This window comes from Vibrio mediterranei (assembly GCF_013364395.1).
Lineage (GTDB): Bacteria > Pseudomonadota > Gammaproteobacteria > Enterobacterales > Vibrionaceae > Vibrio > Vibrio mediterranei.
The window spans coordinates 1203987-1229759 of record NZ_JABXGK010000008.1 but is presented as its reverse complement, the minus strand read 5'-3'; the positions used below and the strand labels follow the sequence as shown (position 1 = coordinate 1229759).

Below are 25773 nucleotides of genomic sequence, written 5' to 3'. Positions count from 1 at the left end.
GGATTTGTCGCTAATGAGCTTGCTGCAAGCAACAATCTGTAAGTAAAACTACTATAGACCTAGTATTGATTAATATGAGGAATGAAAAAAGAGTGAATGTTTTTGTATAATCTTCCTCAATATGTATTTATTAGCGAATTTTAGTGCTCAATAGAGGTGGCGGGATTTAAATGAGGAAGAAAATGTATCGTAATTTTCCTGATTGTGCTTCGAAATCAGCACTCTTCGGTAATTGAGGGATGAAATGAAAGACCAACGCGCACTGCATTATTATGAACGTTTACTGCCTCTAGGAACCAAATGTGATGTGTTTATTTCTCTGTCTGAGGTGGCAGAAAAACTTTGTACTACGACTCGTCACAGCCGCACCTTGTTGCAAGAGCTTCAACAGCGACAATGGCTTACCTGGCAGCCCAAAGTCGGGCGAAATCAGCGCTCGGTAATACACCTTGCTTTTGAACGTGCCGAAATTCGCCAAGTATTAGCTCGAGTGCAGATTGAAGCTGGATACTATGAAAATGCGATGACGTTCCTCGAAGATGACCAACAGCAGTTTGCCGCTTTACTGCGCCAAACTTCAGGTGCGATCGTTCGTGAAGATCAGCTGCATATTCAACTAACGTATCAACGCGTATTCGATGAACTGTTGCCTCACACTCCATTGAGAAACAGCGAGCGATTCTTAGTAAGGCAGGTTTATGCTTGTTTGACAGGGTGCGACAAAGAAGGGCAGTTAACCCCTCAGCTCTCTCACGCGTGGACCAGCAATGAAGACGCTACCATTTGGCGCTTTTATATTCGCCCGCAACTTAAATTTCACTCCGGTGAGCTTATAACCGCCGCACTCATCAAAGACCTGTTTGAGCAGTTGCGCGGGCTTCCAGAATACCGCGAAGAACTGTCGCATGTGGTGACTATCTCCTTTACAAAGCAAAGTGTGACGTTTGAACTTAGTAGTCCAGATCTAGGCTTTGCAGCGTTGCTCTCTGACTTGCGCTATTCCATTCAACCTCCTAAGCAAATCAGTTCCCCCATAGTAGCAACCATAGACGGTTCTGGAGCTTTCCAAGTCGTTGAGCAATCGGACGAGCGTTTAAGGTTACAAGCGAACGACTTTTATTTTGGTCTGCGTTCTTTGACCGACACTGTGACGATTTGGCAATTAGCCAATACACCAAGTGAACGTATTCAGTTAGGTCATTATGATCAGCCTAATCTTCTAGATCGGCCTGACTATTTAATAGAAAACCGCAGTGATGTTCAGGAAAGTACCCAGACCAGAATCGAAAATGGTTGCCTGTATATGTTGTTCAATACAGCCAGTCAGCAACAGTTAACCCTCGCACAGCGGCGTTGGTTGGCGAGTGTGCTCTCACCTGAAACGATATTACAGCATGATCAATTGTCAGAACTGTTAATGGCGTCGATTCCAGCTCACAACTTTCTACCTAGTTGGACACAGATTAAACCTTGTCAACCAGAGCCGGCATCGCTTCCAAGTTGTCTAGATATAGCAGTCTACGACCATCTGGTAATAAAAGATTGTGCTCAGGTGATGAAACATACTTTGAATCAAATGGGTATAGACTGCACCATCAATGTCTACTCGTTAGAAGAAATGCATAAGTTGTCGCAACACCGTCAGCTCAGTGAGCCTTTAGTGATTGCCAGTTTTAATGTAGATGACAACTTGCCGATTTCTGTGTATCGATGGTTGATGTCAGATTCTATCTTACACCAAGGTTTATCGGACGATGCATCTGCGTGGCTAAGGGCAGAAATGATCAGCCTTCGTGAAAGTAGCCAAGTAACTCAGTATTTAGCGAAGCTAGAGTCTATTGCCACAACGATGCATTATCAGAACTGGCTCACGCCGCTGTTTCACCACAGACAGACACTGCGTTGGAAAGGAGTGTTGCAGGGAGTATCCATTACGGATTGGTCGTGGCCAGATTTTAGAAATGTTTGGATAGAAGATGAGTTAGAGCAATAGAGAAGATGTCATGGAGCTTATTAAAAGGGAGTGCTCCATGACGTATTCGTTATTTCAGAGGGTCATTGTCGGGTAAGGCACTGTGGAGCCAAATAGCGAGTCGTTTTTTGATGTGAGGTCCATCTTCTTTGTCTTCCGGGAGAGGGACGATTTGTTTTACTTCTACGAGAAAGTGATAGAGAGCTTTTGCTTTCGTTGCTGGTGTCGCTGATTGATCCTGAATGGGATATCCCTGCATTGCTGCCATTTTGCAGCCAACTTCCAATGCCTTTTTGAATAACTTGTCTTCGTTCTCAAGTTTGGTTGTTTTTGACATCTGTTTACCTCGTACACTGATAACTGTGCTGTTCTGCGATTAGAATTTACCGCCGTTGACCCACTCATGCTTTGGTGGAACAGGCTCTTCATTGATCCAAATTTCGACTATTTTCGCATTACTCACTCTGAATATCTCAAAGCGCGCATACTCTTGTTTTTGATGGATTACGCGACTGTACGCCACCACCGTATCACCCTGTCCGATGATTTTAAATACTTGGTTGTAAGCGCCGATGAGTTTTGATGGGTGAACCACGTTCGAGGAGGCATGAATAGGAATATCGTCAAAGGTGATGTAGTTGTCTATTGATTCCGTTTGACCAAGAACCATTACATCACAGAGAAAGCGACGTACTAGTTCTTTGTTGGACTCGGTGTGCTCTAAATCAGTGATTTCAGTTGGCCCACTGATCTGGTCGAGTTGGTCATCCGGATTATTTTGATAGGCAGAAATGACGTCCCAATGCTCAACTATCTTGTCGTCTTGGTCGGTGTCGAAAAGGTCAGTTGTGAGCCAATAAGCTTCGCCGTTATTGATATCTTGATAAGCTTGAACAAAAACATATTGTCCGTCGACAACAGAGCGAATGATCTGGATATCTCTGACTCGACAGCGTTCAATGAATGGCTCAAAAAACTCCACGAAACCCTCAATTCCATTTCGGACACCAGTACTGTGCTGGGTATAACGAATTCCTGTATATTTGGTCACAGCTTCTCTTACGTGACCATCGCGAATTCCTTCCATATATAGATTGGTGGCATTTTCCAGCTTCTTGCTCATATCTAACCCCGTCAATAAAGTGTCATTGTTAGAGTATTAAGCGTAGTTGAATCTTATTTAATGAGGAGAGAAACAAAAAGCCTCGCGTTACCGAGAGGCTAGGATAAGACTATTGTCCTTTAATGGTCTTCTTCAAATTTTGCATGAAGGTTTTGAAGTGGGGCATAAAGTCAGAGAATAGCGGATGCTTACGATCTTGCATCATCAAAGGACCTAATAGACGGATACTGACTCCAAGACGAGTCGCCGCTTGCTCATCCAGTCCACTCGACTGCTTCATTTTTTCGACAATGGCAAACATATCTTCTCTATCCTCGATTTCAAACGTCATGGTTTGAAGCTCGCGTTCCGCTTTAGTATTAGTTTCTTCGATAGTGATTCGATAAGTGTTGTGTTTACTATTGAGTGAATTCATAGTGCGCTCCTGTAGGGGGATTATTATTCTAAAGTCTAGCTTTTTAAGAAGGTTTCGATTTTAGGTTTCACTGTCATTGACATAACGACCATGATCGTTAGGCCAACAGGTAGTGCGGCAATAAAGCCCTTGAACCATTCATTGGTGAATACTGTCATATCAGCAAATCCAATGTTGTTGGCTGCGGTAACGAAAGCTAATAGCGATTCCATTACGACCGCCATACTTATCCCAACGATGAGGTTACGAAATGTCGCGCTTATTGACGGTAGCAGTCGATTGGCGAGCTTAGTAAGTAAAGTCATCATCACCATCCCGAAAGGCATCATTACGATAGCGGCTAGGGCAAATGAAGATAACCAATCGCTGTAAAAGGTTTCACCTAAACCGACATTCATGTAAGTCATCACACCTGTCAGAGTTCCTCCAATCACTGTCATCAAACTGACAATGACAAGCACCTTATATAGGATAGGGGTGCTTGCATCATTGGTGACAGGGGAAGCAGGCATTGTTTGTGTCGTCATTTAGGTTCTCCAGTCTTGAAATTGCTTAGAATTAAGTTGATAATGTCAACTATAAGTATGATGGTTGATAATGTCAACTATATTTTTAAGGATCACTATGTCTGAAAACACCTCACTTGAATCGATTTTCCGCCTCGTCCATACGCTGAAGCGTCAAATGAGTGAACAAATTGAAAGCCTTGATTGCGATGTAGCACCGATGCATATCAGAGTAATGAAGATCATTACTAAGCGAGCACCTTGTACATCAATTGATATTGCAAACCTGCTAAGCAGAGATAAAGCTCAGGTTACAAGGCTTATTAATACTTTGATTTCAGAAGGGTTGTTGGAGAAAGCTCCAAACCCTGAAGACAAGCGAAGCCACTTCCTGATATTGACGCCCGCAGGTGAAACCATCATGAGTAAAGTGGCTGAGATTGATAAAGCGATGTTGCTTCAAATGACGGCGGGTATTGATAAGCAAGACTTGGCCAAGTTTGCTGCCGTTGCGGACGCGATGACGGATAACCTAACAAACTAGCGTAGCAGTCCTGATAGTGTGGGTTACCTAAACGGTCCGCAATATAGGAAAAATTGGAAAATTGCTGCAATCTGATTAGAATGCGCGGTTCAATTTGATCGTTAACCAGAGCAACTTACTATGCTTCGTGATTACACCTTTAACTGCCTTGTGACCATGCCTCGTCATGAACTGGAAGAATTCAGCCTTCGAATGATTAGCCGAATGGTGCCAGAAGATGTTATGAGTGAGCTGTTTACCTTTGAACAAGAAGAAGTGGACAGCGAAGAGCGCATGATGTCGGCCCGTCTTGACGCAACGTTGCGAATGACGGCAATTGCTCTGAGCGAGATTCAACAGGCATTTGATGATTCTGAAAATGCAAAACAGAACAGTGAGCGAATGACACGACTTGTTTTGTGGCATTTCTATGCCATCCCATTCAATTTAGAGCAGGCAATTACCCTAGAGGTGCACTGTGAACAGGTCGAAAAACTGCTGATTGATCCGCCACAAGATGCGTTTGGCTGGGTCAAAATACTCACTGAGCTGCTGCACACGTACGCGAAGATAAACACTGAACAGAGTCCGCAACAAGACGCCGAATAATTGCTGGCATTTAGAGTTTAGTTATATATGAATTGAGAAGGTGGTCGCGCCTTCTCAATGCATAGCTAGGTAGAGCTATCGCTCAGAATCGAATGATTACCTAGTTAAAAACTGACTGTTTTGTCCGCCATTAATACCCAATTTGCCAAATCATCCATTGTGGCGAGTTCACAGCCTTCAATAACATCAAGTCCTGATAATCCACGCGCCTGAATGCAAGAGCCGCAGAATTTGACCTCACTATCTTGGGCAATCACTATCTCTAGCATTTGTTGTATGTTGTAGCCTTCGTTCGGGGATTGTCTTGGTAAGACTGCAGTGACAGCATCGGAAAGCAAAAATAGATTCACCTTAACGTTCTGACTGTCTTGCTCATTGAGTTGAATGGCGAGTCGCAAGGCATTAAAGAGCTTCTCGGAACCATAAGGTGCATCATTGACGATAATCAGGACCTGCTGCATTTGAATTTTCCCTCTCGCAAAAAATAACCGTAAGAAGGGTAACATTACCCCACAAATTAAAGGGTTAATGGGATCACGTTATAGGTTCTGTTCGCAAGCTTAGACTGCCACTGTCTTAATATAGTCTCGAGGCGATAAACCAAATTTTCCTTTGAAGCGTTGGCTGAATCGACCCTCGGATTGATATCCACACGATTGGGCTAATAGTGCGACGTTATAAGAGCCGTTTTGGATTAAAAACAGAGCATGGTTTAAACGCACTTCTGCCAGCACTTCTCGATACTGTGTACCTTCTTGTTTTAAGCGACGAATCAGAGTAGCACGACTCATAGCGAAATGTTGTGCGACGGTTTCTAGGGCATGCTCTTCGCTTGGGGAATGAGAAAGATAGCGACTCAGTTTTTGACTAAATCGAGTCTCTGAGTCAGAGAACAACTGATGCAACGCGCCGTATTCCGCTAATTGTTGGTAAAGCCCCATCACCCAGAAATTCTGGGTTGCGTTACTCATGTGGTGTTGTTCAAATGAAAACAAAGCATTGAGTATGTCTTGTAATGCGTTTGTCGCTTCTAAGATTGGTAGGTCGTCTTCTTGGCTACGATTTCTGCTTGTCTCTAACATGGATTGTGTAGGTAAGCAGTGGAAACTGAATACTCTGGAAAGAAATCGTCCTTTCTGTGGTAGGTTTTCAAAGCTGAGTGATGCAGAGGCTTCGCAAAGCAGCAATTGAGAGTGCGACACATCCATGGCATTGTCTTTCCAAAAAAGTCGCTTACTGCCAGAAATGATTTGAATAATACTAGGGGAATGAATCCGCACATTTCTGAGTCGTTGAAGTTGTTCGGCTCGAAATAACGTTACTTGGTATGGATGGTTCATCATTCCCCCTTGAATAAGTTAGCGTGTATAAGTAGCAGTCAGTTTTGCTTTGCCTATCGCCATATTATTAAGCGTAAAGCCGATAACCGCAGATGGTGTGTCCTGATTAAGATCGAGCTTCTCTGTTGGCAACGCCCAGACGGTAAATTGGTAACGATGCATACCATCGGCCTTCGGTGGGCAAGCACCACCAAATCCAACACTACCATAATCGATTCGAGACTCTTGGCCCCCTAGTTTTTTGATGTCCACACCTCGCGGTAACTCGGTCACAGAAGCTGGAATATTAAAGGCGACCCAATGCCAGAAACCACTGCCGGTTGGGGCATCTGGGTCATAGGCGGTGATTGCAAAGCTCTTTGTTCCCTCTGGAACGTCGCTCCATGTCAGTTGCGGTGACTGATTGCCACCATCACAACCCCAACTGTTATATTCAAAGGTTTTAGCCATTGGATGGCCTTCTTGAATATCATTGCTTTTTAATTCAAAGGCGTGTGCTGATCCCATGGCTAACAGGCTTAGCGCTAATACTGACGGAGTAAATACTTTCATTGTGGTGTCCTTTTGTGTGAGTTCGAAGCTAAGTGTATTCCTTCATTCACACTTCAGGTTGTCAAAAAGTATCAAAGTTAACGGTAATTAATAATTTTATGATACTTAATGATAAAGGCAAACACCTCAATAGAGGTTTAAATGAATTGGGGTGCTACTTTTGTTGTATAGGAAAGATATTGTTGTAGTAGGAAGACCCCTAACTCTGAACGGTGACTAGATATTGACGCGCACCAAAAACAGCACGAATAACGTTTCTATGGCATAATCCTGCGCCATCAAAGTACGCTTTTTATTATCTGACAAACCAAGTAGAACCCTATCAATGACAACAGAATCTACCGTCATTATCGGATTACACAATCCGAAGAGCCCAACGAATGTCGGTGCCGTAATGCGAGCAGCAGGGTGCTATAACGCAACCCAAGTTCGTTATAACGGAACCCGTTATAGCCGAGCTGTGAGATTTCAAACGGACACGCAAAACACCCATGAACGGATTGAGTTGGTTGAGATGAATGACTTAACGGCTGACGTCGCAGATAACGTTTCAGTTATTTGTGTCGAGTTCGCCGTCGGCGCGACGTCGCTTCCTTCATTTAATCATCCAGACAATGCCGTTTATGTATTTGGCCCTGAAGATGGCTCATTACCACAAGAACTAGTAGATAAAGCCGACCATGTGGTTTATGTGCCTACCCATGGCTGCATGAATCTTGCGGCAACCGTCAATGTTGTCTTGTATGACCGTTTGGCCAAGTCGTTAGGACCGATCGACGATCATCAACAAGTTATTAGCAATCGAGATAATAAGAATCGTCTAAAGGTGAAAACAGTCGCCGTGTGACGACTTCAAGACCTCAAATAGTTGAGTAAAGCCCACTTTCTAAGGTGGGCTTTGTTTTCACTAATCCTATGTGAAAAACAATTACCTTCCAATCTGTTAGCTTAGGTGTTATACATGTATATAACACCATTTCAGTCAGGGGGCGCTAATGACGCATTGGCATGATCGTCAACCGATTTTCCGTCAGTTGGCTGATCAAATTACTCAACAAATACTCCAAGGTATATGGCAAGAAGGCGAGCCGTTACCGTCAGTTCGTAATGTCTCTGCAGACATGAAGATTAACCATTTAACGGTAATGAAAGGTTATCAGTTGTTGGTAGATGAAGGGCTAGTAGAAAAGAAGCGTGGCCAAGGCATGTTTGTGGCGATAGGGGCTAAAAACAAATTACTGGCTGATGAAAAAGCCCGTTTTCTTGAACAGCAAATCCCTCAAATTGCTGTAACTTTGCAGCGTCTGGATATGTCATTAGACGAGTTTGTCCAGCAAATTAAACCCCATATTAAAGGTGACCAATGAGCGCTTTAGTCAGTGTGCAAAATGCATCCAAGCAATATAGTAAGCAAGGTGAAGGCTTGCACGATATCAGTTTTGAGTTACAGGCTGGTCAGGTACTAGGTTTGCTTGGACACAACGGTGCAGGTAAATCGACACTCATTAACGCCTTACTCGGCGCACACGATTACAACGGAACCATCCGTATTAATGGATTCGAACCGATAACTCAGCGTGACAAGATCATGCAAAGCTTGTCGTACATTTCGGATGTTAATGTGCTTCCTGGTTGGATGACCGTGGCGCAGTTATTGGATTACACCGAAGGGGTGCACACAGGGTTTGACCGCAGTAAAGCGGATGAACTACTGCGCCAAACTGACATCAAACCACGTGCTCGAATCAAAGCTTTGTCTAAAGGTATGAAAGTGCAATTGCACCTAGCGGTAGTCATTGCGACCAATACCCAAATACTGATTTTAGATGAACCAACATTAGGACTCGACTTGGTTTATCGAGATACTTTCTACCGCCACCTTCTAGAGTGGTTCCATGATGGTGATCGAGTACTAATTATCGCCAGCCACGAGGTGAGTGAAATCGAGCATCTACTTACCGATGTGTTGATTCTTAAACAAGGGCGTACAGTGCTGCAAAGCTCAATGGAAGCCATCAGCGAAGATTACTTCATTCTAGATGCTAGCGATGAGTATCGCGCTGAAATTGAAGCTATGAAGCCGCTCTCTTCTCAGAAAGGACTAGGCAGCACCAAGTGGTTGCTGCACTCACAATTTTCAGAACAGGCAGAAACGCTAGGGGCGGTATACGGCGTGAAATTGGCAGACTTATTTTTGGCTTTGCAAAAGGAGGCGGTGTAATGCGTTCTATTATGGCAATGCTACGTAAAGAGTGGATAGAGAACCCGCTTGTAACGCGAGTTCCGTTATTCCTATTTGCTTGTGGTTTACTTTTGTTTATTAGCTTAATGAGCAGTTCGACCTTGCAGCACAATATGTTCTTTCACATGAACTTTAGTGGTGACGTGAGTGACATCCATAAAGAAATGGCTAACGACGTCAACATGCTGATTGCAGGTGGTGCGGGGCTTTTATCAATACTGCTGGGTACTCAGTATTTTCCACGAACACTGCGTAAAGAACGTACTGAAGGCAGCATTATGTTTTGGCGTAGTATGCCAGTCAGTGATGTGAAAACGCACCTAGTTAAGTTAGCTTTTGGATTGCTAGTGATTCCACTGGTGTGTTCAATATTGGTGTTTTTTGCCGATTTTCTGTTGTGGTTGCTCAATACTTCAACCGATCATCAATTGGCATTGTTACATAAACAGTCTTCTTTACTAGCGGTTATGTTTAGTTGGGTAGGCTTCTACTTGAGAATGGTGATTGCCGGAGTACTCTTGCTCCCATTGGCCCTTAGCGCTATGGCAATATCGCAAAAAGTAAACTCTCCATTATTGATTATACTTATTGCAATCTATGTACTGCGCTGGATGCCGATAGCCATGTTTGGGTTTTATGGTGTCGACCAGTTCTTTTCGGACATTTTCTATCTGCCATTACATGCGATCTTGGCACCAAATCCGTTGAGTGCGATTCCAGCCGCCGGTTGGATGAATGTTAGTGTGTACGCAATTATCGGGCTCGCTGCTTGGACATTGAGTTTGAGGTTTAGTAAAACCGTTAGCTAATCGATATCACTCTAACTGACAGCCGTCTCCTGCTTGAACAAGGGACGGCTGTTTTGTATTGAGGTTAAATAGATTGTCCAGCCATCACAATGGCAACAACTCCTAAGCTTGCTCCAAGGCCACGGTTGACCCACAAGAAGTATTTAGGCGATGTCAGTAGCTTATTGAGTGCTGAACCACAGTATGCCCAAATGCACATAGACGACACTCCAATTGCAATGAAAATAGCCATAATCACCGCGTCATCGGATAGAACTCTGTTTTGACCAGGCAGAAACTGCGTCAGTAGAGTTAAAGACGCAATCCAAGCCTTGGGGTTCAGAATTTGAACCAGCGTACCACTGAAAAAGCCAGTTTGTTTGTCCGTCTCACTATCGCTGAGTTTGAGGGTTGAAATCGACCAAGCAAGATAAAGTAGGTAACAGGTCCCTAGTACTTTTAGTGCTGTGTATAACATTGGTTCGGAGTTCAAAAGGTTAGTCAGTCCGAGACTTGAGCCAACAAGAATAATCGAGACGCCTAAAGCACTGCCTGCGATGAAAGGTAACACAGCAACAAAGCCATACCGACTCGACAAACTAAGTAGCGCGATATTACCAGCGCCAGGTGCTATCGATATAGAAAATGAAAAAACGATAAACGCAAAGAGCAATTGTGCACTCATAAAATCCCCTGATAGTGTAATGTTGCAGTCACTATTTAGCTTATCGAAACCACTAGAAATAGAATTGCCATTTACGTTAATATCGAACTCATATTGAGCAGAAAATTTCCAAATTAACTATGAATAAGAAAGAAAGCGCTACATATGAGTTGGATGATATAGATATTGCCATACTGAGGATCATTCAACGTGAAGGTCGAATTAGTAATAATAAACTTGCTGAACGAGTGAATTTGAGTGAAACGCCATGTTGGAGGCGTTGGAAACGACTTGAAGAAGCGGGTTATATCGACAACTACACAACGGTTCTCAATCGACAGAAACTCAACCTACAAGTGTCAGGCTTTACATTGGTAACGCTAGGTAATCACGATGTTGAAAGTACAGAGCCGTTTGAAGAATTTGTGGGTTTGGTAGAGTGGGTGGTTATGTGTAGTTGCATTGCTGGCAGCGCCGATTACATTGTCCAAATAGTTGCCCAAAGCCTTGAGCAATACTACGACAGGCTTAGCGAGTTGCGACGTGTCAAAGGTGTCACGGCGCTACAGTCGAATATGTCGATAAAAGAAATAAAGAGTACCTCCCACTTACCGATTGGTTGAACACAAGCAGTTTCATACTTAAACGTTGACCATTGCCACTTATTTTCTAGAGAAAACTATTAATAGGTTGCTTGGTGGAAACTTCTTACTCTTTGATAAAAATATAAGCAAATTTCGCCTATATGCCTCATTTTATTACCTTGGTCTAGAATTATTCACTTATTGATTTTTCATCGTGAATTAAGATCACGATATCGAAAATCTATACAAAAAGTACATGTATATCATGTGATTAATTTCTTACTTCAATCATATAATTCCTACGGAACTCAATGCGTTGCTGTATCTAAATGCTGAGTGAATCCCGTAATGAAATTGAATGAATAAGAGGTAATATGATGAAGCAAAAAACGCTCTATCTTGCTGTGGCTCTAGGTTTAGGCAGTATTGCGAGTGCAGCATCGGCGAATGAGATGGTGAACCCGGAAGCTGGTGTTGTAGTTGGTTATTGGCATAACTGGTGTGATGGCGCTGGCTATAAAGGTGGTAATTCGCCTTGTATTACGTTGGATGATGTTGACCCCATGTACAACGTTGTTAATGTTTCATTTATGAAGGTGTTTAACACCAGCGAAGGCCGTATTCCCACTTTTAAACTAGACCCCGCTATTGGCCTTTCTGAACCGGAATTTATCGCACAAATTGAGAAGCTTAATCAGCAAAACCGAGCAGTGTTGATCGCGTTAGGTGGTGCTGATGCTCATGTCGAATTAAAGACAGGTGATGAACAAGCATTCGCACAAGAGATCATTCGACTGACTGACAAGTTCGGTTTTGATGGTTTGGACATCGACTTAGAACAGTCGGCGGTAACCGCTTCAGACAACCAAACTGTCATTCCTGCTGCGCTACGTATAGTAAAAGAGCACTACCAGCAGCAAGGTAAGAACTTCCTAATTACGATGGCCCCTGAATTTCCTTACTTAACGGAAGGTGGCAAATATGTTCCGTATATCACCGGACTAGAAGGCTACTACGATTGGATAAACCCACAGTTTTATAACCAAGGTGGGGATGGTATATGGGTGGATGGCGTTGGTTGGATTGCTCAGAACAACGACGCTTTGAAACAAGAATTTATTTATTACATCTCGGATTCTCTTGCTAACGGAACACGAGGTTTCCACAAGATTCCGCACGATAAATTAGTATTTGGTATTCCTGCCAATATTGACGCTGCGGCGACTGGTTTTGTCCAAGATCCTCAAGACCTCTATAACGCGTTTAACCAACTAAAGGCTCAAGGTCAGGCGCTGAGAGGTGTGATGACATGGTCAGTAAACTGGGACATGGGCACCAACGCTTCAGGTCAGGCTTACGGTGAACAGTTTATTAACGACTACGGTGCGTTTATACATGGTCAAACACCGCCACCACCAAGTGAAGGTAAGCCCGTATTTAGTGGTGTATCTGATGTTCGTGTGCGTCATGGTAATGCGTTCGACCCTTATGCAGGTGTGACCGCAAAAGACAAGGAAGATGGAGACTTAACCAATAGCATTTCTGTTGAAGGCTCGGTCGACACTAACACCATCGGTACTTATGTATTGATTTATAGTGTGACAGACAGTGATGGCAACGAGACCAAACAGAGCCGTAATGTGGAAGTGTACAGCTTAGCTCCAGAGTTTGAAGGCGTCGCCGACGTTACCATCAAATTGGGCGACAGCTTTGATCCAATGCAAGGGGTAAAAGCCATTGACGCAGAAGATGGTGACTTAACCTCTCAAGTGCGTGTAGAAGGCAGCGTGGATGTAAACAAACTAGGTAAATACGACTTAGTTTACCGAGTAACAGACAGTGCTAGTCAAACCACTACAGCAAATCGTGTGGTAACCGTCGCTGATGGCAGTTCTTGTGCTAACGCATGGGATGTTAGCGCTACCTACTCTAAGGGAGATCTCGTTTCTCATAATGGCTCAACGTGGCGGGCTGAATGGTGGACTCGTGGTGATGAACCAGGCACTACCGGGGAGTGGGGAGTATGGCGAAAAGTGGATGATAATGGTTGCGGAACACCAGCGCCAGGTTTTGACTTCACTATCGATGGGTTGAGCTCTCAGTACACTTTGACTGGTGGTAGTGTTACTTTAAACCCAGTCATAAAAACCAGTGAATCTGCTTCTGTTGCCGTTACAGTTGAAGATAGCTCTAGCGCTAAGATATACGAGCAAACCCAGCAGGTGAATGGCGAATCGACGTTAACTGTGACATTGTCAGCTATTGAAGCTGGTAACTTTGTATTCAGAGCTACGGCGACAGACGGTGACGGCAATTCGGAAGTGGCGACTCATGGATTTAAAGTGGTGGATGAATCAGTAACACCTCCTCCGGGAGAACATCCGGCTTACGATCCTAACGCGACCTACGCCGAAGGGGATATCGTCACTGGCTCTGATGGCGGCTTATACCAATGTAAACCATGGCCTTATACAGGTTGGTGCTCAAACCCATCATATGCACCGGGTGAAACGGTGCATTGGTCAGATGCTTGGGACAAACTCTAATAGATAACTTCTGAGTTCCAAAGATAAGCCTCTCTGAATATCAGAGGGGCTTTTTTGTTGGAGGTGTGTACTTTGCTCGGAAATGTGTTCTTTTACGTGATTCGTAGACTAAACAGCACTATTTTTGAAAGTGGCTGAATACATCATCAATTGAACATGATACATCGAGTGGATTTTCTTGCCCTTGCACTAACATCATAGCGGAGCTAATTTCGGCTAGCGTACTGTTTCTCGAACTAGCAACCCTCTCTGGAGTCGACATACCAGCATGTGGCCAACCAGCATAGCCACCTTCTCGCCAGTTATCATTCGCACCACCTTCACTACCACTTGGTAATCGAAAGTCATCCTCTTCGGCTTTATCGATGACGACCATAATTAAGTCTTGATCCCTTGGATAGTAACCTGGGTCCATACCCAATAAGCGTTCTATTCTCAGGTGTGACAGGCCTATGCCAAAGCTATCAAATGTACAGCGGTCTGTAACCCAGAAAACACCGTCTTTTCTTCCGAGTGTCCTGTTGGATTTCACATACTGCTCAAAGATATTCCTAGGGAACACGCAGACTGGAATATTAAGCTTATAGTTTGTCATCGGCACGAGAGCGGTAGAGGTTTTGTCGATAACGGCTAAAGCATTACACAGTTGAGTTGGTGTAACTAGGTTTTTAGACTGCTGTAATAACTGTCGAGATAGTAATAAAGGTGATGGAAACATGGTATGACCTCTGTAAATAACTAGTAGTGAAAATGACAGCTCATACTTCGATAGTGCGTTTGAGAGTTAGTATGGCACAACATTCATATCGCGTTGCGTTTTATAGAATAATTTCCACAACGAACAATCTATAGGGCGTTAACGAAGTATGGTCAGAAAAAGTTACTCAAAATGTTGCTATGAAAGGCCGAGAGCACGAAGCTCTGGTCACATGTACTGGCAGTGCTTTAACAAGAATCAATGGGATCGGGTCTTACTTTTCCCACTATTATTTTGGGTATTTCAGAGAATTGTCGCCTGACAATGAACTTTGTGAGCAATTTCTAAGAAGCTTTTGGACAGAAGTTACTTAGAGTAATCACTTAAATTATTGCCAAGCAGATAACTTTTTAGATAAGAATATCGCTTAATAAATTATCCAATTTTACTGGTTCATCCTTCTATTCAACCAGGTAAAAACGTTATCGAATTACTTCCAGTTATGAGGGAGTTAGCCCTAACGAAGACGTTCAAGAACAGCTGTTTGACCGTTTTAATGGAGTGGATGCCTATAAGTTAAGCAAATAGTTCGGCTGTCAATTCAGTTCACCTCATCGCTGCGATAATCTTTCGGCGTCTGGTTAAGGTTCTTCTTGAACACCGAGTACATATATTGAAGTGATGGGTAACCACATAGCTCGGATATCTCGGCAATGGGAAGCGAGGTTGAAATCAGCAGTTGGCAAGCTCTGTTCAATTTGGCGTTGTGGAGCTCTTGGTGAATGGAGTGACCACGTTCGAGTTTAAAGCGATTTTCCATATTTGAGCGAGAAATGCCGACATACGTCAATACTTGATCAACCTTGATGCCTTTACATGCATTGTGCCTAATGTAATGCATTGCTTGGATAACATAAGGGTCTTTGAGTGCTTTGAAATCGCTACTTTGACGCTCATAAACTCGTGTTGGAGGGATTAGTTGTCTGGCTAGGTTGCTTGAATAGCTCTTTTCTCCATCGAGCATTTTATGAAGAAGTTTAGCTGCTCGATATCCCATTTCTTTACAACCCTGCCCAACGGAGCTGAGGGATACACGGGTGAGATACCTTGCCAGCTCTTCGTTATCAATTCCGATGACGGACACCTTGTCAGGTACCATTAGCCCTAGTTGTTCACAAATTTGTAGTATGTGTCTGGCCCTAGAGTCTGTAACCGCAATAATTCCCACTGGAGTCGGAAGCATTTGAAGCCAGTCAGCTAGGCGGTTCATATCATATTGCCAAGTTTTGGAGGAGGTTTCAGCTCCGTGGAAAACAGCCCCTTGATAACCCGCCTTTTGGGCAATCGAAGTGAACGCCATTTCACGCTCTTTAGCCCAGCATTTCCATGAGTTTGATGGAATGCCATAAAAAGCGAAGTTTTCGAGTCCCTTGTCTTTTAGGTGTTGAAAAGCAAGCTCGACCAGTGCGTAGTTGTCTGTGGCAATGTAGGGGATATCGGGGTATTTAGTTTGATCTTGATATGAACCTCCAACCGCAACGATAGGAACATCAACAGAAGCTAACCTTTCAGCGATCTCAGGGTTATCAAAGTCGGCAATAATGCCATCTCCTTCCCACTCGTCAAAGTGCTCTAGGTGGGTGATAAAGTCCTCTTCCAGAAAAATATCCCATTCGCACTGGGAAGCTTGGAGGTATTCACCCACACCTTCTATTACTTGGCGGTCATAAACTTTATTCGCATTAAACAGGAGTGTTATTCGAAAACGTTTGTCCATATCTTAGATAAACCGATTGAATTTCAACTAATTGTATAATTTATAGAGAGTGATGACTTTGACTCGAAACTCAGTTAAAGAAAATGGTTGGGATGGGCTTCACAATAGTAGAGCTCACAAAGGTGGGCTCTACTGTGAGGTAGTGGCGAGAATTATTCGAAAATTACTCGGTTGACGATGTTTTCAAGGTACTCCTGGCGGCCAGACTCGACTGTGGGTTCAATGTCGTTATCTAGCGCGAAGTTTGCTACTGCTTCAAGGCTCATATCACCAGCGAGGATTTTTCTACCCAATCCGTCGTTCCAGCCAGCATAACGTTGAGCAATGTTTTGTGACAGTTTGTCGTTCTCGATCATTCTTGCTGCACGGGTAAGTGAAAGCGCCATCGTATCCATACCACCTATGTGGCCGTGGAACAGATCGACTGAATCTATAGATGGACGACGCAACTTCGCATCGAAGTTCAATCCGCCGGTCGTGAATCCACCCGCTTTAAGGATCTCGTACATGATTAACGTATTCTCTTCGACACTTGAAGGGAACTGGTCTGTATCCCACCCTAGTTGAGGGTCGCCTCGGTTTGCATCAATAGAGCCAAACAGCCCTAGTGACGTCGCCGTAGCTACTTCGTGTTGGAAGCTATGCCCAGCCAACGTTGCGTGGTTGGCCTCAATATTAACTTTGACCTCTTTTTCAAGACCAAACTGTTTAAGGAAACCATAGACAGTTGCAGTGTCGTAGTCGTACTGATGCTTAGTTGGCTCTTGTGGTTTTGGCTCAATTAAGATTGTACCGTTGAATCCAATTTTATGTTTGTGTTCAACAACCATCTGCATCATTCGGCCTAGCTGTTCACGCTCTTGGCGCAAGTCAGTATTGAGTAGCGTTTCATAGCCCTCGCGTCCGCCCCACAATACGTAGTTCTCAGCACCTAAACGTTTTGCTGCACCCATTGCGTTGAAGATCTGAGTTGCCGCGTAAGCAAATACTTTTGGATCAGGGTTGGTCGCTGCACCAGCCATATATCTTGGGTTTGAGAAGGCATTTGCGGTGCTCCACAATAGCTTCATACCTGTTTCTTGCTGTTTCTTTTCCAAGTAGTCAATCATTTCAGCGAAATTATTGACGTACTCTTTAATATTACGACCCTCTGGTGAAACATCTGCGTCGTGGAAACAGTAATAAGGCACGCCTAATTTAGTGAAAAATTCAAATGCAGCGTCTGCTTTCATTCTTGCCATTTCCATCGGGTCGCCACCTTTCATCCATTGACGATCATAGGTGCCGGAACCAAATACATCTGAACCTGGCCAACAGAAGTTATGCCAATAACAAGCGGCAAATCTTAGGTGCTCTTTCATTGATTTGCCGAGCACCATTTTGTCTGCATCATAATATTTAAATGAAAGAGGGTTATCAGAAGCGCTTCCCTCATACTTAATGTTTTCTATACCTTTGAAGTACTGTGTCATAAAGATAACTCCCAATGAATGTATTTAAGCTTTCCATTTCATTCTTTATGTTTTGTTTTATTGGTTCAATTACGATTTTTTGTAATGGTTTTTATCTATTTTGTTTGTGTGAGTTAGATCTCAAACTATTATCTGGTCATATTTTGAAAATATCTTAAGTGTATGAATTTTATATTATTTTATATTTTATCTTCATGTGATTTGATTGTTTTAAGGCTGCCTGGGTCACAAAAATAATAGTTAATGAAAAAACATAAATACGTTATTAAATCTGTCAAAAGAAAGGCTTGGATTCTTATTGTATAGTTTTTCTCAAGTTGTGAATTAAGCAACTAACCCTACATGAACGTGATACAAAGGATAGTGAAATGAAAAAATTAATAACACTTCTATGTACTGCTCTAATAGCACTTAGCGGACCAACTTTTGCAAAGGATATTAAAGTTGGGATGGTAATTGATGATTTACGCCTAGAGCGTTGGCAAAAAGACCGTGACATATTTGTGGATAAGGCAGAGTCATTGGGCGCTAAAGTGTACGTTCAGTCTGCGAATGGTAATGAGCAAACTCAAATCTCGCAGATTGAGAATATGATCTCACGTGGTGTTGATGTATTAGTGATTATTCCGACTAACGGTGAAGTTCTTTCAAACGTTATTAAGGAAGCAAAGCGTGATGGCATTAATGTTTTGGCTTATGACCGATTAATCAGCAATGCGGACATTGACTTCTACTTGTCATTTGATAATGAAAAAGTAGGCGAAATGCAGGCTCAATCTCTAGTTGACGCAAAACCTAGAGGTAAATACTTCCTAATGGGCGGTGCCCCAACCGACAACAATGCCAAGCTATTCCGTCAGGGACAGATGAACATTCTTCAACCAAAAATTGACTCTGGTGCCGTAGAAGTTGTGGGTGACCAGTGGGTAGATTCATGGCTAGCTGAAAACGCACTAAAAATTATGGAAAACGCATTGACTGCTAACCACAATGACATTGACGTAGTAGTCGCATCAAATGATGCTACCGCAGGCGGTGCAATTCAAGCGTTAGATGCTCAAGGTCTAGCTGGTAAAGTTCTTATCTCTGGTCAAGATGCTGATTTAGCAGCTGTTCGCCGAATTGTTGATGGTACTCAGACAATGACGGTCTACAAGCCAATTACCGCGTTAGCAACACGGGCCGCAGAAATTGCAGTCGAACTAGGACAACAGAAAACACCTGCGAGTAATGCCAGCCTTAACAACGGTGTGAAAGATGTTCCTTCTTGGCTACTAGAGCCAGTTGCAGTGACTAGAACCAATCTGAAAACCACGGTTATTGCTGACAAATTCCATTCTGAACAAGAAGTTTACCGTTAATTTGAACAGGTGCTGGCGAGGCGGTCTTGCCAGTGCCAGCTCAACTGAGGAGTGACTATGTCCATACTACTGGAAATGCGCAGCATCGTTAAGAGATTCGGTGCAGTGAAGGCGTTGGACGGTGTGAGTATTCATCTAGAAGAGGGCGAAGTGCTGTCTCTTTGTGGAGAAAATGGTTCCGGAAAATCGACGCTGATGAAGGTTCTTTGCGGTATTTATCCTCATGGTGATTACGAAGGTGAAATCATCTATAAAGGTCAATCAATCAAGCCGACCAAAATCTCTGATACAGAGTCGCTAGGTATTGCGATTATTCACCAAGAGCTCACGCTGGTTAAAGAGCTCAGTATATTAGAGAACCTCTTTTTAGGCTCTGAGTTATGTACCCACGGCATCATGGACTATGAATTGATGCATTTGGAAGCGAAGAAACTACTTAAAAAAGTACGATTAGATGTTTCACCAGAAACGATCGTTGGTGATCTCGGCGTTGGTCAACAGCAGTTGGTAGAGATAGCGAAGGCGTTGTCCAAAGATGCACAACTACTTGTATTGGATGAACCAACGGCCCCGCTAACGGAATCAGAAACAGAGATTCTTCTCTCGCTGGTCAAAGAGCTTAGATCTAGTGGTGTGGCCTGTATTTATATCTCTCATAAATTGGGGGAAGTTAAGGAGATCTCTGATCATATCTGTGTGATTCGTGATGGACAGCATATTGGCACTCGTCTTGCGTCAGAAATGTCCACGGATGACATCATAACTATGATGGTTGGTCGAGAAATGAAACAACTTTTTCCTAGAGAAGAGCATGATATTGGTGAAGTTGTTCTGGAGGTTAAAAAGGTAAACGCATGGGATAAATCTAACTCATCTATCCCTAAAGTTAGAGACGCCAGCTTTAAATTGCGCAAAGGCGAGATACTAGGTGTTTCTGGACTGGTTGGCGCAGGCCGTACAGAGTTGATGGAATGCCTGTATGGGTGCTATCAGGGCAAATATCAAGGTGAGTATTTTCTGCATGGCGAACAACTACTTATTTCAAATAGCAGAGATGCCTTGAGCTGTGGTATCGCAATGGTACCTGAAGATAGGAAACGTAACGGTATTGTGCCAATCATGGGCGTGGGAGCCAATATATCTCTATCAGCGATCGATACCTTCACTCGTCAAGGCGTGATCAATGACACGCTAGAAGCGAATGCAATTGAGGATTCGATTAAACGCCTTACTGTTAAAACGCCGAATGCTGAATTAGCAATTAAAAACCTTTCTGGAGGAAATCAGCAAAAAGCAATTCTTGCACGTTTTCTCATGGTTAAACCGACAGTACTTATTCTTGACGAGCCAACACGTGGCATTGACGTCGGTGCCAAGTATGAAATCTACAAGTTGATGTTTAGCCTAGTAAAACAAGGCATCAGCATCATTATGGTTTCCTCTGAGCTTCCTGAAGTGCTTGGCATCAGTGATCGCGTATTAGTGATGCATGAAGGGGAAATCAAAGGCGACTTAGTTAACGAGAATCTTACACAAGAAATTATTTTGGACTGCGCTTTATCTGAAGGAGAGGTAGCATGATGGAACATTCAACATTACTCAATAAAAAACCAGAGGGTGGGTTAGTTCATCAACTCAAGCAGATGAACGTGCAGTTGCTGGTTATGGCTGCGGCAATACTGATTATTATGCTTTTTTTCAGTGTGATGACTGATTGGAGTTACCTCACTCCACGAAATATCTCCAACCTTTTCCGTCAAACTGCCATCACGGGTATTCTTGCTATCGGTATGGTTTTTGTCATCATCAGCGGTGAAATTGATCTCTCCGTTGGCTCTATGATGGGTTTACTTGGAGGTGTTGCGGCGATTCTCGATGTTTGGCTAGGGTTGCCCTTGGTCGTGACAATCATCTTTACCCTTGCTGCTGGCTTGCTGCTTGGCACATGGAGTGGTTGGTGGGTTGCCTATCGTAAAGTTCCTTCGTTTATCGTAACGCTCGCCGGTATGTTGGCTTTTAGAGGAATCTTAATAGGTATTACTGATGGTACTACGGTTGCACCAACTTCTGATGCGATGTCGATTATTGGTCAAAGCTATTTACCTAATATGGTTAGCTTGGCGATGGGTGTCGGCTGTTTGGCGATATACTTTGGTTGGCAGAAAAAACGCAACACTCAGCGAGTCAAGTACGATTTACCAGTTCCTGCCACACAAATTTCTTTAATGAAGAATACCATTTTGGGTATTGCAGTATTGAGCATCATTCTGCTGCTAAACGATTATCGTGGCGTGCCTACACCTGTTTTATTACTGACTGCTTTCCTTGTTGTAGGGTCGTTCATTGGTTTGAAAACCCGTTTTGGACGCCGTATCTATGCGATTGGTGGTAACATTGATGCATCACGCTTATCTGGTATTGATGTAGAGAAAACTAAACTAGCTGTCTTTGCAATGAACGGATTCTTGGTCGCGGTAGCTGCTCTAATCCTCAGTTCACGTTTAGGTGCAGGCTCTCCTTCGGCGGGTAATATCGCTGAACTAGATGCGATTGCTGCGTGTGTTATTGGCGGTGCGAGCTTGGCCGGTGGCGTTGGTACTGTTATTGGCGCAGTGATTGGTGCATTCATTATGGCATCGTTAGATAACGGTATGAGTATGATGGATGTACCCACGTTCTGGCAGTACATAGTGAAGGGTTCGATTCTATTGCTTGCGGTGTGGATGGATAGCGCTACTAAGCAGAAACGTTAGAGAGGTAGAGAACGTATGTACATTGGTATTGATTTAGGGACGTCTGGAGTAAAGGTCATCCTCCTAGACTGCCACGATAAAATCCTTGCATCTCAAACTCAACCCTTGACGGTTTCACGCCCTTATGAGTTGTGGTCTGAACAAGAGCCGAATCGCTGGTGGGATGCAACATGTGATGCGATGGATAAGCTGAGTGAACAAGTTGATTTATCCAAAGTTGAGGCCATCGGTTTATCAGGGCAAATGCATGGTGCCACTCTGCTTGATGGTCAAGGCGAAGTGCTTCGCCCAGCAATTTTATGGAATGACGGCCGCTGTTTTGCGGAGTGCGAACAACTTGAAAAACTTGTTCCAAATTCGCGCGAGATAACAGGCAATATCATGATGCCCGGATTCACTGCGCCAAAGGTGAAGTGGGTACAGAATCATGAACCTGATGTGTTCGCCAAAATTGCCAAGGTTCTGTTGCCTAAAGATTATTTGCGCTACAAGTTGTCTGGTGATTTCGCGTCGGATATGTCGGACTCGGCAGGTACTTTGTGGCTAGATGTCGCAACTCGAAGCTGGAATGATGAACTGTTGCACGCCACAGGTTTAAATCGAGAGCAGATGCCAACACTTTATGAAGGCAGTGAAGTGACGGGTAACCTGATAGCTGAATTTGCAAAACGATGGGGTATGAAATGTGTTCCTATAGTAGCAGGTGCGGGTGATAATGCGGCAGGTGCTGTTGGGGTGGGGATCACTGAACCAAAACAGGCGATGTTGTCTCTTGGCACTTCTGGCGTCTACTTTGCGGTGAGTGATGGCTTCTTAGCTAACCCTGACTCTGCATTGCATAGCTTCTGTCATGCTTTGCCGAAAACTTGGCACACTATGTCGGTAATCTTAAGTGCTGCATCGTGCTTAGATTGGGTAGCAAAACTGACAGGACAACCCGATGTAGGGACCATGCTCAATGACGTAGAAGTTAATGCGAATCCAGAGTCAAAAGTTATCTTCTTGCCTCATCTTTCTGGTGAACGCACGCCACATAACGACCCTAAAGCGAAAGGTGTCTTTTTTGGAATGACGCACGAAACCTCAAAGGCTGATATTGCCCAAGCGGTGCTGGAAGGCGTAGGTTTTGCGCTTGCCGATGGCTTAGATGCACTACATCAAACCGGATTAACTCCAGAAGAAGTTTCACTAATTGGCGGGGGCGCTCGAAGTGCATATTGGCGTCAGATGCTGACGGATATTTTTGACATGAAGCTTGTTTATCGCTCTGGCGGAGAAGTCGGCCCTGCATTGGGTGCTGCTAGACTGGCACGCCTTGGAACTGAACATGGCGCGACGATTTCGGACGTTTGTCCAGTACCTGAATTAGTGGCGGTGCATCAGCCTCAAGCGGAAAGAACCAAAGCGTTGTCGGTCAAACGCGATACTTATCGTCAACTCTATGAGAGGTTGAAAGATCTGTTCTAACTGGAATGTTTTGCTCTTGTTGTGCTGACGCCCCCCGTTTTAAGCACGAGGTATATTACGAGTTTATGGCGGCTTTCGAGTAAAGTCGCTTTTTTTGTTTAGAGATGACGAACGTGACAAGTTAAATGACCAACGGCAGAGCTGGATATTACTAGGTAACGTCTTCAAATAGCTTCATTGAGCGTTCAAGGCGATAGGTTTCAAGTTTTAATTGGTCACAGCGCTCACCTATAAAATTTCGCTGCCTACATCGGAACTTCTTAGCTATCGAGGTAGCGATTTTTCCTTTCAGATAGCCACCAACATTAGGCCTTTAGTTTTACGTTTACTCCTCAGACTCCGCGGTCACTTGCGCTCGCCAATCTGCTACATTTGCCCATTTCTCACCTGTTACTCCGTTGTGTGACCAAAACACTACTTCACCGCTGAGGTTTAAACAGTAATAGTCAGAGTTATCTTCGCATATGGGTAATAGTTCCTCTGGTAAATCGTAATACTCGCGAGCATTTTTAATGTCTCGAAAATGTTAGCAAAGCTGGGAGGATCCAATATGTCTAACGCTTCAATAGGCGCATCGCCTGGGTCATAACCAGATTTAATGAACTCTGTGTATTCATCTGGAAATTCAAAACCTAGGATTTCTTGAGCTTCATCTAGCTGGGCATCTGTAATTGTTTTAAACATAAACCTATCCGTTTTCACAACGCAAACAAGTACAACTAACGCCGTCTTAAGCTGTGAGTGAACGTGTGCCATGTTTGAGCTTCATCTAGTTCGGCACGCGTTTGCGAATCAGAATTAAAGGCTTTGTTAACCGTCAAAGTCGATGATGATAAGAACACTCTTTGCTGTGTCGTAAAGAACCATAAGTGAATATACAAAAACACCAATAATGGCAACATTTAGAAGTAGTTCAGCATTATCTATAGCAATAATGTGCTCTGAGCCTTTAATACTAAGTATGCTGATTGCTGTGACGACCAGTGCTATTTGTTCTTTTATTGAAAGTAACATTTGGTCGCGTGTACGTTTGAAACAACCAGCACTACCTTTAGAATCAACCATTTCACGCACTTTAGTCAAAACAATGCCCATCGTAGTAGCGTTAATTGCTAGCAAAGCAATGAGTATCGTAACTAGGTTTTGTGCTAAAAACGCATGTAAAAACTCAGACCCAAGCCATGAATTTGTCAGCTCAGTAATGAAGCCAACTCCCAAGGCAATGAATGTGGTTTTTACAACGTGTCCTATCATTTGAGCAACTCTTTTAAAACTTGGGCGATTTGTTCTGCATTACCCGTTAATTCCATTTCGCCTAACGTTATTTCCTTGACTGTGCGGGAAGTCTGATGATGTTTCTTAATGCCATCAATTTTAAGTGAAATATTACCTCCCCCCTCACTACTATAGTCAACCAAACCTCTCAACGCAGAGTTATCCTCTTCAAGATGCAGTGCTGAGTCAGGCTCAGATTCAATTTTTAAATTATTTCTTGTCGAGTTTGTACATTTGGCAAACAACTTAAGATCATCGGGTAATGTCCCAGAGATATTTGCCATATTTGGAGTTATTATTTCAAAATCAACTGACTTTACTTTGCCACGATATTTTCGCAATAAAGTCCAAAATTGTTGCTTTTCAAATAATGGTTCGTATATCGCTCGAAGTTGAAAATGAGTTAACTGCGGCTCTATTTTTTCTAGTATGAGTTTCGCTACGGTTTCACATTTTGCAAATGCGGTTGTTCTTTTTTGAACAGCTATGTACTGCTTATCAGGATGGTTCCAGATCGCGACGAGAATAGACGGCCAACTATCAATGGTTTCATCTTTGAAGTCACGGGTTTCTCTATGAAGAGTCTTATTGTGGGCAATTCGATACAAGTAAAAATCACCGTGATGAAGTAGCTGCTTGACCACAGTCTTATGCCGTTTATTTGAAAAGTCCGATTGACCTTGCAAAGCTTCAGCAAAAAACTTGTTTTTATGTTTGATTAATTCTTCAACATTATGAACTCCGTTAAAGAAGTCACCTTGAAAGTATCGGTCTACTGGAAGAATTTGATACCTAAACAACTCGAATGTGTTCGTTTTACTACTCATAATACACCGAAATTATCCCTTGACGGTTAACGCTTTATAAACGGACTTTTTCCGTCTTTGCATTCCGTCTATGTTGCTGCCATTTATTATGAAACTCAACTAGTATCAACCTGTTATGTGAATCGGCATCTAGTTGTGGGATTGAAATACGGAAAAATTCCGTACGAGAGATAAAAGTACGGATTAGATTAACTTGGTCTATTGGTGTACTGATCAGGTGTTCCGTTTGCAGGTTCTGAGAAGGTTTGGGGCAAATTCGTGTTACCAATGTCGTCAGTCG

The 25773-nt window shown here is 43.4% G+C and carries 28 protein-coding genes and 1 pseudogene; 13 read left to right on the top strand and 16 right to left on the bottom strand.

Features of this window, described 5'->3' with window-relative positions; all coding sequences use genetic code 11:
* Nucleotides 1-244: 244 nt before the first annotated feature.
* Nucleotides 245-1993 carry an SgrR family transcriptional regulator gene (locus HOP38_RS22610; RefSeq protein WP_198559052.1) on the top strand — a complete coding sequence of 583 codons (1749 nt, stop codon included), beginning with the start codon at nt 245-247 and terminating at the stop codon, nt 1991-1993.
* A 49-nt stretch (nt 1994-2042) separates the two neighbouring features.
* Here HOP38_RS22610 and HOP38_RS22605 read toward each other — a convergent pair whose 3' ends face one another.
* From HOP38_RS22605 to HOP38_RS22590, 4 genes are all read right to left on the bottom strand, one after another.
* On the bottom strand, nt 2043-2309 hold the full coding sequence (locus HOP38_RS22605) for a DUF5062 family protein (protein ID WP_031494115.1): 267 nt from the start codon (nt 2307-2309) through the stop codon (nt 2043-2045).
* Nucleotides 2310-2348: 39 nt separating this feature from the next.
* Nucleotides 2349-3095 (bottom strand): nuclear transport factor 2 family protein, encoded by a 747-nt coding sequence (locus tag HOP38_RS22600; protein WP_198559051.1) that lies wholly within the window; start codon nt 3093-3095, stop codon nt 2349-2351.
* Between the two features lie 109 nt (nt 3096-3204).
* Nucleotides 3205-3510 (bottom strand): DUF3861 domain-containing protein, encoded by a 306-nt coding sequence (locus tag HOP38_RS22595; RefSeq protein ID WP_006069489.1) that lies wholly within the window; start codon nt 3508-3510, stop codon nt 3205-3207.
* A gap of 35 nt (nt 3511-3545) precedes the next feature.
* The gene (locus HOP38_RS22590; RefSeq protein WP_006069490.1) at nt 3546-4037 is read right to left on the bottom strand and encodes a DUF2798 domain-containing protein; all 492 of its coding nucleotides are present in this window, start codon (nt 4035-4037) and stop codon (nt 3546-3548) included.
* A gap of 97 nt (nt 4038-4134) precedes the next feature.
* Here HOP38_RS22590 and HOP38_RS22585 point away from each other — a divergent pair, with 97 nt between their 5' ends.
* Both HOP38_RS22585 and HOP38_RS22580 read left to right on the top strand, forming a co-directional pair.
* Nucleotides 4135-4560: a MarR family winged helix-turn-helix transcriptional regulator gene (locus HOP38_RS22585; RefSeq protein WP_006069491.1), complete on the top strand. Its 426-nt coding sequence runs from the start codon at nt 4135-4137 to the stop codon at nt 4558-4560.
* A gap of 120 nt (nt 4561-4680) precedes the next feature.
* Entirely contained in the window at nt 4681-5148 is a 468-nt protein-coding gene (locus HOP38_RS22580; RefSeq protein ID WP_198559050.1) for an exoribonuclease R, read from the top strand.
* A gap of 104 nt (nt 5149-5252) precedes the next feature.
* Here the strand turns inward: HOP38_RS22580 and HOP38_RS22575 are convergent, their stop codons facing one another.
* The 3 genes from HOP38_RS22575 to HOP38_RS22565 form a co-directional block, all read right to left on the bottom strand.
* Nucleotides 5253-5609, bottom strand: a complete 357-nt coding sequence (locus HOP38_RS22575) for a DsrE/DsrF/TusD sulfur relay family protein (RefSeq protein ID WP_038227068.1) — start codon at nt 5607-5609, stop codon at nt 5253-5255.
* Between the two features lie 99 nt (nt 5610-5708).
* Nucleotides 5709-6488 (bottom strand): helix-turn-helix transcriptional regulator, encoded by a 780-nt coding sequence (locus HOP38_RS22570; protein ID WP_171391019.1) that lies wholly within the window; start codon nt 6486-6488, stop codon nt 5709-5711.
* A gap of 18 nt (nt 6489-6506) precedes the next feature.
* Nucleotides 6507-7040 carry a YbhB/YbcL family Raf kinase inhibitor-like protein gene (locus tag HOP38_RS22565; RefSeq protein ID WP_006069495.1) on the bottom strand — a complete coding sequence of 178 codons (534 nt, stop codon included), beginning with the start codon at nt 7038-7040 and terminating at the stop codon, nt 6507-6509.
* A gap of 325 nt (nt 7041-7365) precedes the next feature.
* Between HOP38_RS22565 and HOP38_RS22560 the strand changes: the two genes are divergently transcribed.
* The 4 genes from HOP38_RS22560 (at nt 7366) to HOP38_RS22545 (ending at nt 10091) form a co-directional block, all read left to right on the top strand.
* Nucleotides 7366-7887 carry an RNA methyltransferase gene (locus HOP38_RS22560; RefSeq protein WP_198559049.1) on the top strand — a complete coding sequence of 174 codons (522 nt, stop codon included), beginning with the start codon at nt 7366-7368 and terminating at the stop codon, nt 7885-7887.
* Between the two features lie 148 nt (nt 7888-8035).
* Nucleotides 8036-8407, top strand: coding sequence for a GntR family transcriptional regulator (locus HOP38_RS22555; protein WP_006069497.1), 372 nt, complete (start codon nt 8036-8038; stop codon nt 8405-8407).
* Nucleotides 8404-9261 carry an ABC transporter ATP-binding protein gene (locus HOP38_RS22550; protein WP_198559048.1) on the top strand — a complete coding sequence of 286 codons (858 nt, stop codon included), beginning with the start codon at nt 8404-8406 and terminating at the stop codon, nt 9259-9261. The genes HOP38_RS22555 and HOP38_RS22550 overlap by 4 nt, the downstream gene beginning before the upstream one ends.
* On the top strand, nt 9261-10091 hold the full coding sequence (locus tag HOP38_RS22545) for a hypothetical protein (protein WP_198559047.1): 831 nt from the start codon (nt 9261-9263) through the stop codon (nt 10089-10091). Before HOP38_RS22550 ends, HOP38_RS22545 begins: the two co-directional genes overlap by 1 nt.
* A gap of 64 nt (nt 10092-10155) precedes the next feature.
* On the opposite strand, the gene HOP38_RS22540 is transcribed toward HOP38_RS22545, so the two are convergent.
* A complete protein-coding gene (locus HOP38_RS22540; protein WP_198559046.1) occupies nt 10156-10755 on the bottom strand; it encodes a LysE family translocator in 600 nt (199 codons plus the stop codon).
* A gap of 119 nt (nt 10756-10874) precedes the next feature.
* Here HOP38_RS22540 and HOP38_RS22535 point away from each other — a divergent pair, with 119 nt between their 5' ends.
* Both HOP38_RS22535 and HOP38_RS22530 read left to right on the top strand, forming a co-directional pair.
* On the top strand, nt 10875-11357 hold the full coding sequence (locus HOP38_RS22535) for an Lrp/AsnC family transcriptional regulator (RefSeq protein WP_031494763.1): 483 nt from the start codon (nt 10875-10877) through the stop codon (nt 11355-11357).
* Between the two features lie 335 nt (nt 11358-11692).
* The gene (locus tag HOP38_RS22530) at nt 11693-13864 is read left to right on the top strand and encodes an immunoglobulin-like domain-containing protein (protein ID WP_198559045.1); all 2172 of its coding nucleotides are present in this window, start codon (nt 11693-11695) and stop codon (nt 13862-13864) included.
* 118 nt (nt 13865-13982) lie between these two features.
* Here the strand turns inward: HOP38_RS22530 and HOP38_RS22525 are convergent, their stop codons facing one another.
* The 3 genes from HOP38_RS22525 to xylA form a co-directional block, all read right to left on the bottom strand.
* Nucleotides 13983-14582 carry a hypothetical protein gene (locus HOP38_RS22525; RefSeq protein ID WP_198559044.1) on the bottom strand — a complete coding sequence of 200 codons (600 nt, stop codon included), beginning with the start codon at nt 14580-14582 and terminating at the stop codon, nt 13983-13985.
* A 580-nt stretch (nt 14583-15162) separates the two neighbouring features.
* Nucleotides 15163-16338 carry a XylR family transcriptional regulator gene (locus tag HOP38_RS22520; protein ID WP_198559043.1) on the bottom strand — a complete coding sequence of 392 codons (1176 nt, stop codon included), beginning with the start codon at nt 16336-16338 and terminating at the stop codon, nt 15163-15165.
* A gap of 152 nt (nt 16339-16490) precedes the next feature.
* Complete coding sequence (xylA, locus tag HOP38_RS22515) at nt 16491-17810, bottom strand: xylose isomerase (RefSeq protein WP_198559042.1); 1320 nt, start codon at nt 17808-17810, stop codon at nt 16491-16493.
* A 368-nt stretch (nt 17811-18178) separates the two neighbouring features.
* Here xylA and xylF point away from each other — a divergent pair, with 368 nt between their 5' ends.
* Genes xylF through xylB form a run of 4 tightly spaced genes read left to right on the top strand, consistent with a single transcriptional unit; the run spans nt 18179 to nt 23391 of the window.
* Complete coding sequence (gene xylF / locus HOP38_RS22510; protein WP_198559041.1) at nt 18179-19171, top strand: D-xylose ABC transporter substrate-binding protein; 993 nt, start codon at nt 18179-18181, stop codon at nt 19169-19171.
* A gap of 57 nt (nt 19172-19228) precedes the next feature.
* Nucleotides 19229-20752, top strand: a complete 1524-nt coding sequence (locus HOP38_RS22505) for a xylose ABC transporter ATP-binding protein (protein ID WP_198559040.1) — start codon at nt 19229-19231, stop codon at nt 20750-20752.
* Nucleotides 20752-21924 carry a sugar ABC transporter permease gene (locus HOP38_RS22500; RefSeq protein ID WP_423250104.1) on the top strand — a complete coding sequence of 391 codons (1173 nt, stop codon included), beginning with the start codon at nt 20752-20754 and terminating at the stop codon, nt 21922-21924. The genes HOP38_RS22505 and HOP38_RS22500 overlap by 1 nt, the downstream gene beginning before the upstream one ends.
* 15 nt (nt 21925-21939) lie before the next feature.
* Nucleotides 21940-23391, top strand: coding sequence for a xylulokinase (gene xylB / locus HOP38_RS22495; protein ID WP_198559038.1), 1452 nt, complete (start codon nt 21940-21942; stop codon nt 23389-23391).
* Between the two features lie 223 nt (nt 23392-23614).
* Here the strand turns inward: xylB and HOP38_RS26265 are convergent.
* The 5 genes and pseudogenes from HOP38_RS26265 to HOP38_RS22480 form a co-directional block, all read right to left on the bottom strand.
* Nucleotides 23615-23698: pseudogene (locus HOP38_RS26265) on the bottom strand (IS200/IS605 family transposase); the annotation flags it as partial.
* Nucleotides 23699-23716: 18 nt separating this feature from the next.
* Nucleotides 23717-23857 carry an SMI1/KNR4 family protein gene (locus HOP38_RS26120; protein WP_242456590.1) on the bottom strand — a complete coding sequence of 47 codons (141 nt, stop codon included), beginning with the start codon at nt 23855-23857 and terminating at the stop codon, nt 23717-23719.
* Complete coding sequence (locus tag HOP38_RS22490; RefSeq protein WP_242456572.1) at nt 23824-24075, bottom strand: SMI1/KNR4 family protein; 252 nt, start codon at nt 24073-24075, stop codon at nt 23824-23826. The genes HOP38_RS26120 and HOP38_RS22490 overlap by 34 nt, the downstream gene beginning before the upstream one ends.
* Before the next feature lie 126 nt (nt 24076-24201).
* Nucleotides 24202-24645, bottom strand: coding sequence for a hypothetical protein (locus HOP38_RS22485; RefSeq protein WP_198559037.1), 444 nt, complete (start codon nt 24643-24645; stop codon nt 24202-24204).
* Entirely contained in the window at nt 24642-25493 is an 852-nt protein-coding gene (locus tag HOP38_RS22480) for a hypothetical protein (protein WP_198559036.1), read from the bottom strand. Before HOP38_RS22480 ends, HOP38_RS22485 begins: the two co-directional genes overlap by 4 nt.
* Nucleotides 25494-25773: the final 280 nt, after the last annotated feature.

Excerpts from the sequence above, each read along its gene's own strand:
- HOP38_RS22565 (WP_006069495.1), bottom strand. The coding sequence starts at position 7,040 with ATGAAAGTATTTACTCCGTCAGTATTAGCGCTAAGCCTGTTAGCCATG.
- HOP38_RS22490 (WP_242456572.1), bottom strand. The coding sequence starts at position 24,075 with ATGTTTAAAACAATTACAGATGCCCAGCTAGATGAAGCTCAAGAAATC.
- HOP38_RS22600 (WP_198559051.1), bottom strand. The coding sequence starts at position 3,095 with ATGAGCAAGAAGCTGGAAAATGCCACCAATCTATATATGGAAGGAATT.
- HOP38_RS22500 (WP_423250104.1), top strand. The coding sequence starts at position 20,752 with ATGGAACATTCAACATTACTCAATAAAAAACCAGAGGGTGGGTTAGTT.
- HOP38_RS22520 (WP_198559043.1), bottom strand. The coding sequence starts at position 16,338 with ATGGACAAACGTTTTCGAATAACACTCCTGTTTAATGCGAATAAAGTT.
- HOP38_RS22480 (WP_198559036.1), bottom strand. The coding sequence starts at position 25,493 with ATGAGTAGTAAAACGAACACATTCGAGTTGTTTAGGTATCAAATTCTT.
- HOP38_RS22595 (WP_006069489.1), bottom strand. The coding sequence starts at position 3,510 with ATGAATTCACTCAATAGTAAACACAACACTTATCGAATCACTATCGAA.
- xylB (WP_198559038.1), top strand. The coding sequence starts at position 21,940 with ATGTACATTGGTATTGATTTAGGGACGTCTGGAGTAAAGGTCATCCTC.
- HOP38_RS22505 (WP_198559040.1), top strand. The coding sequence starts at position 19,229 with ATGTCCATACTACTGGAAATGCGCAGCATCGTTAAGAGATTCGGTGCA.
- HOP38_RS22560 (WP_198559049.1), top strand. The coding sequence starts at position 7,366 with ATGACAACAGAATCTACCGTCATTATCGGATTACACAATCCGAAGAGC.
- HOP38_RS22580 (WP_198559050.1), top strand. The coding sequence starts at position 4,681 with ATGCTTCGTGATTACACCTTTAACTGCCTTGTGACCATGCCTCGTCAT.
- HOP38_RS22610 (WP_198559052.1), top strand. The coding sequence starts at position 245 with ATGAAAGACCAACGCGCACTGCATTATTATGAACGTTTACTGCCTCTA.
- xylA (WP_198559042.1), bottom strand. The coding sequence starts at position 17,810 with ATGACACAGTACTTCAAAGGTATAGAAAACATTAAGTATGAGGGAAGC.
- HOP38_RS22525 (WP_198559044.1), bottom strand. The coding sequence starts at position 14,582 with ATGTTTCCATCACCTTTATTACTATCTCGACAGTTATTACAGCAGTCT.
- xylF (WP_198559041.1), top strand. The coding sequence starts at position 18,179 with ATGAAAAAATTAATAACACTTCTATGTACTGCTCTAATAGCACTTAGC.
- HOP38_RS22540 (WP_198559046.1), bottom strand. The coding sequence starts at position 10,755 with ATGAGTGCACAATTGCTCTTTGCGTTTATCGTTTTTTCATTTTCTATA.
- HOP38_RS22570 (WP_171391019.1), bottom strand. The coding sequence starts at position 6,488 with ATGAACCATCCATACCAAGTAACGTTATTTCGAGCCGAACAACTTCAA.
- HOP38_RS22530 (WP_198559045.1), top strand. The coding sequence starts at position 11,693 with ATGATGAAGCAAAAAACGCTCTATCTTGCTGTGGCTCTAGGTTTAGGC.
- HOP38_RS22550 (WP_198559048.1), top strand. The coding sequence starts at position 8,404 with ATGAGCGCTTTAGTCAGTGTGCAAAATGCATCCAAGCAATATAGTAAG.
- HOP38_RS22535 (WP_031494763.1), top strand. The coding sequence starts at position 10,875 with ATGAATAAGAAAGAAAGCGCTACATATGAGTTGGATGATATAGATATT.
- HOP38_RS22485 (WP_198559037.1), bottom strand. The coding sequence starts at position 24,645 with ATGATAGGACACGTTGTAAAAACCACATTCATTGCCTTGGGAGTTGGC.
- HOP38_RS22585 (WP_006069491.1), top strand. The coding sequence starts at position 4,135 with ATGTCTGAAAACACCTCACTTGAATCGATTTTCCGCCTCGTCCATACG.
- HOP38_RS22545 (WP_198559047.1), top strand. The coding sequence starts at position 9,261 with ATGCGTTCTATTATGGCAATGCTACGTAAAGAGTGGATAGAGAACCCG.
- HOP38_RS22555 (WP_006069497.1), top strand. The coding sequence starts at position 8,036 with ATGACGCATTGGCATGATCGTCAACCGATTTTCCGTCAGTTGGCTGAT.
- HOP38_RS22590 (WP_006069490.1), bottom strand. The coding sequence starts at position 4,037 with ATGACGACACAAACAATGCCTGCTTCCCCTGTCACCAATGATGCAAGC.
- HOP38_RS22575 (WP_038227068.1), bottom strand. The coding sequence starts at position 5,609 with ATGCAGCAGGTCCTGATTATCGTCAATGATGCACCTTATGGTTCCGAG.
- HOP38_RS22605 (WP_031494115.1), bottom strand. The coding sequence starts at position 2,309 with ATGTCAAAAACAACCAAACTTGAGAACGAAGACAAGTTATTCAAAAAG.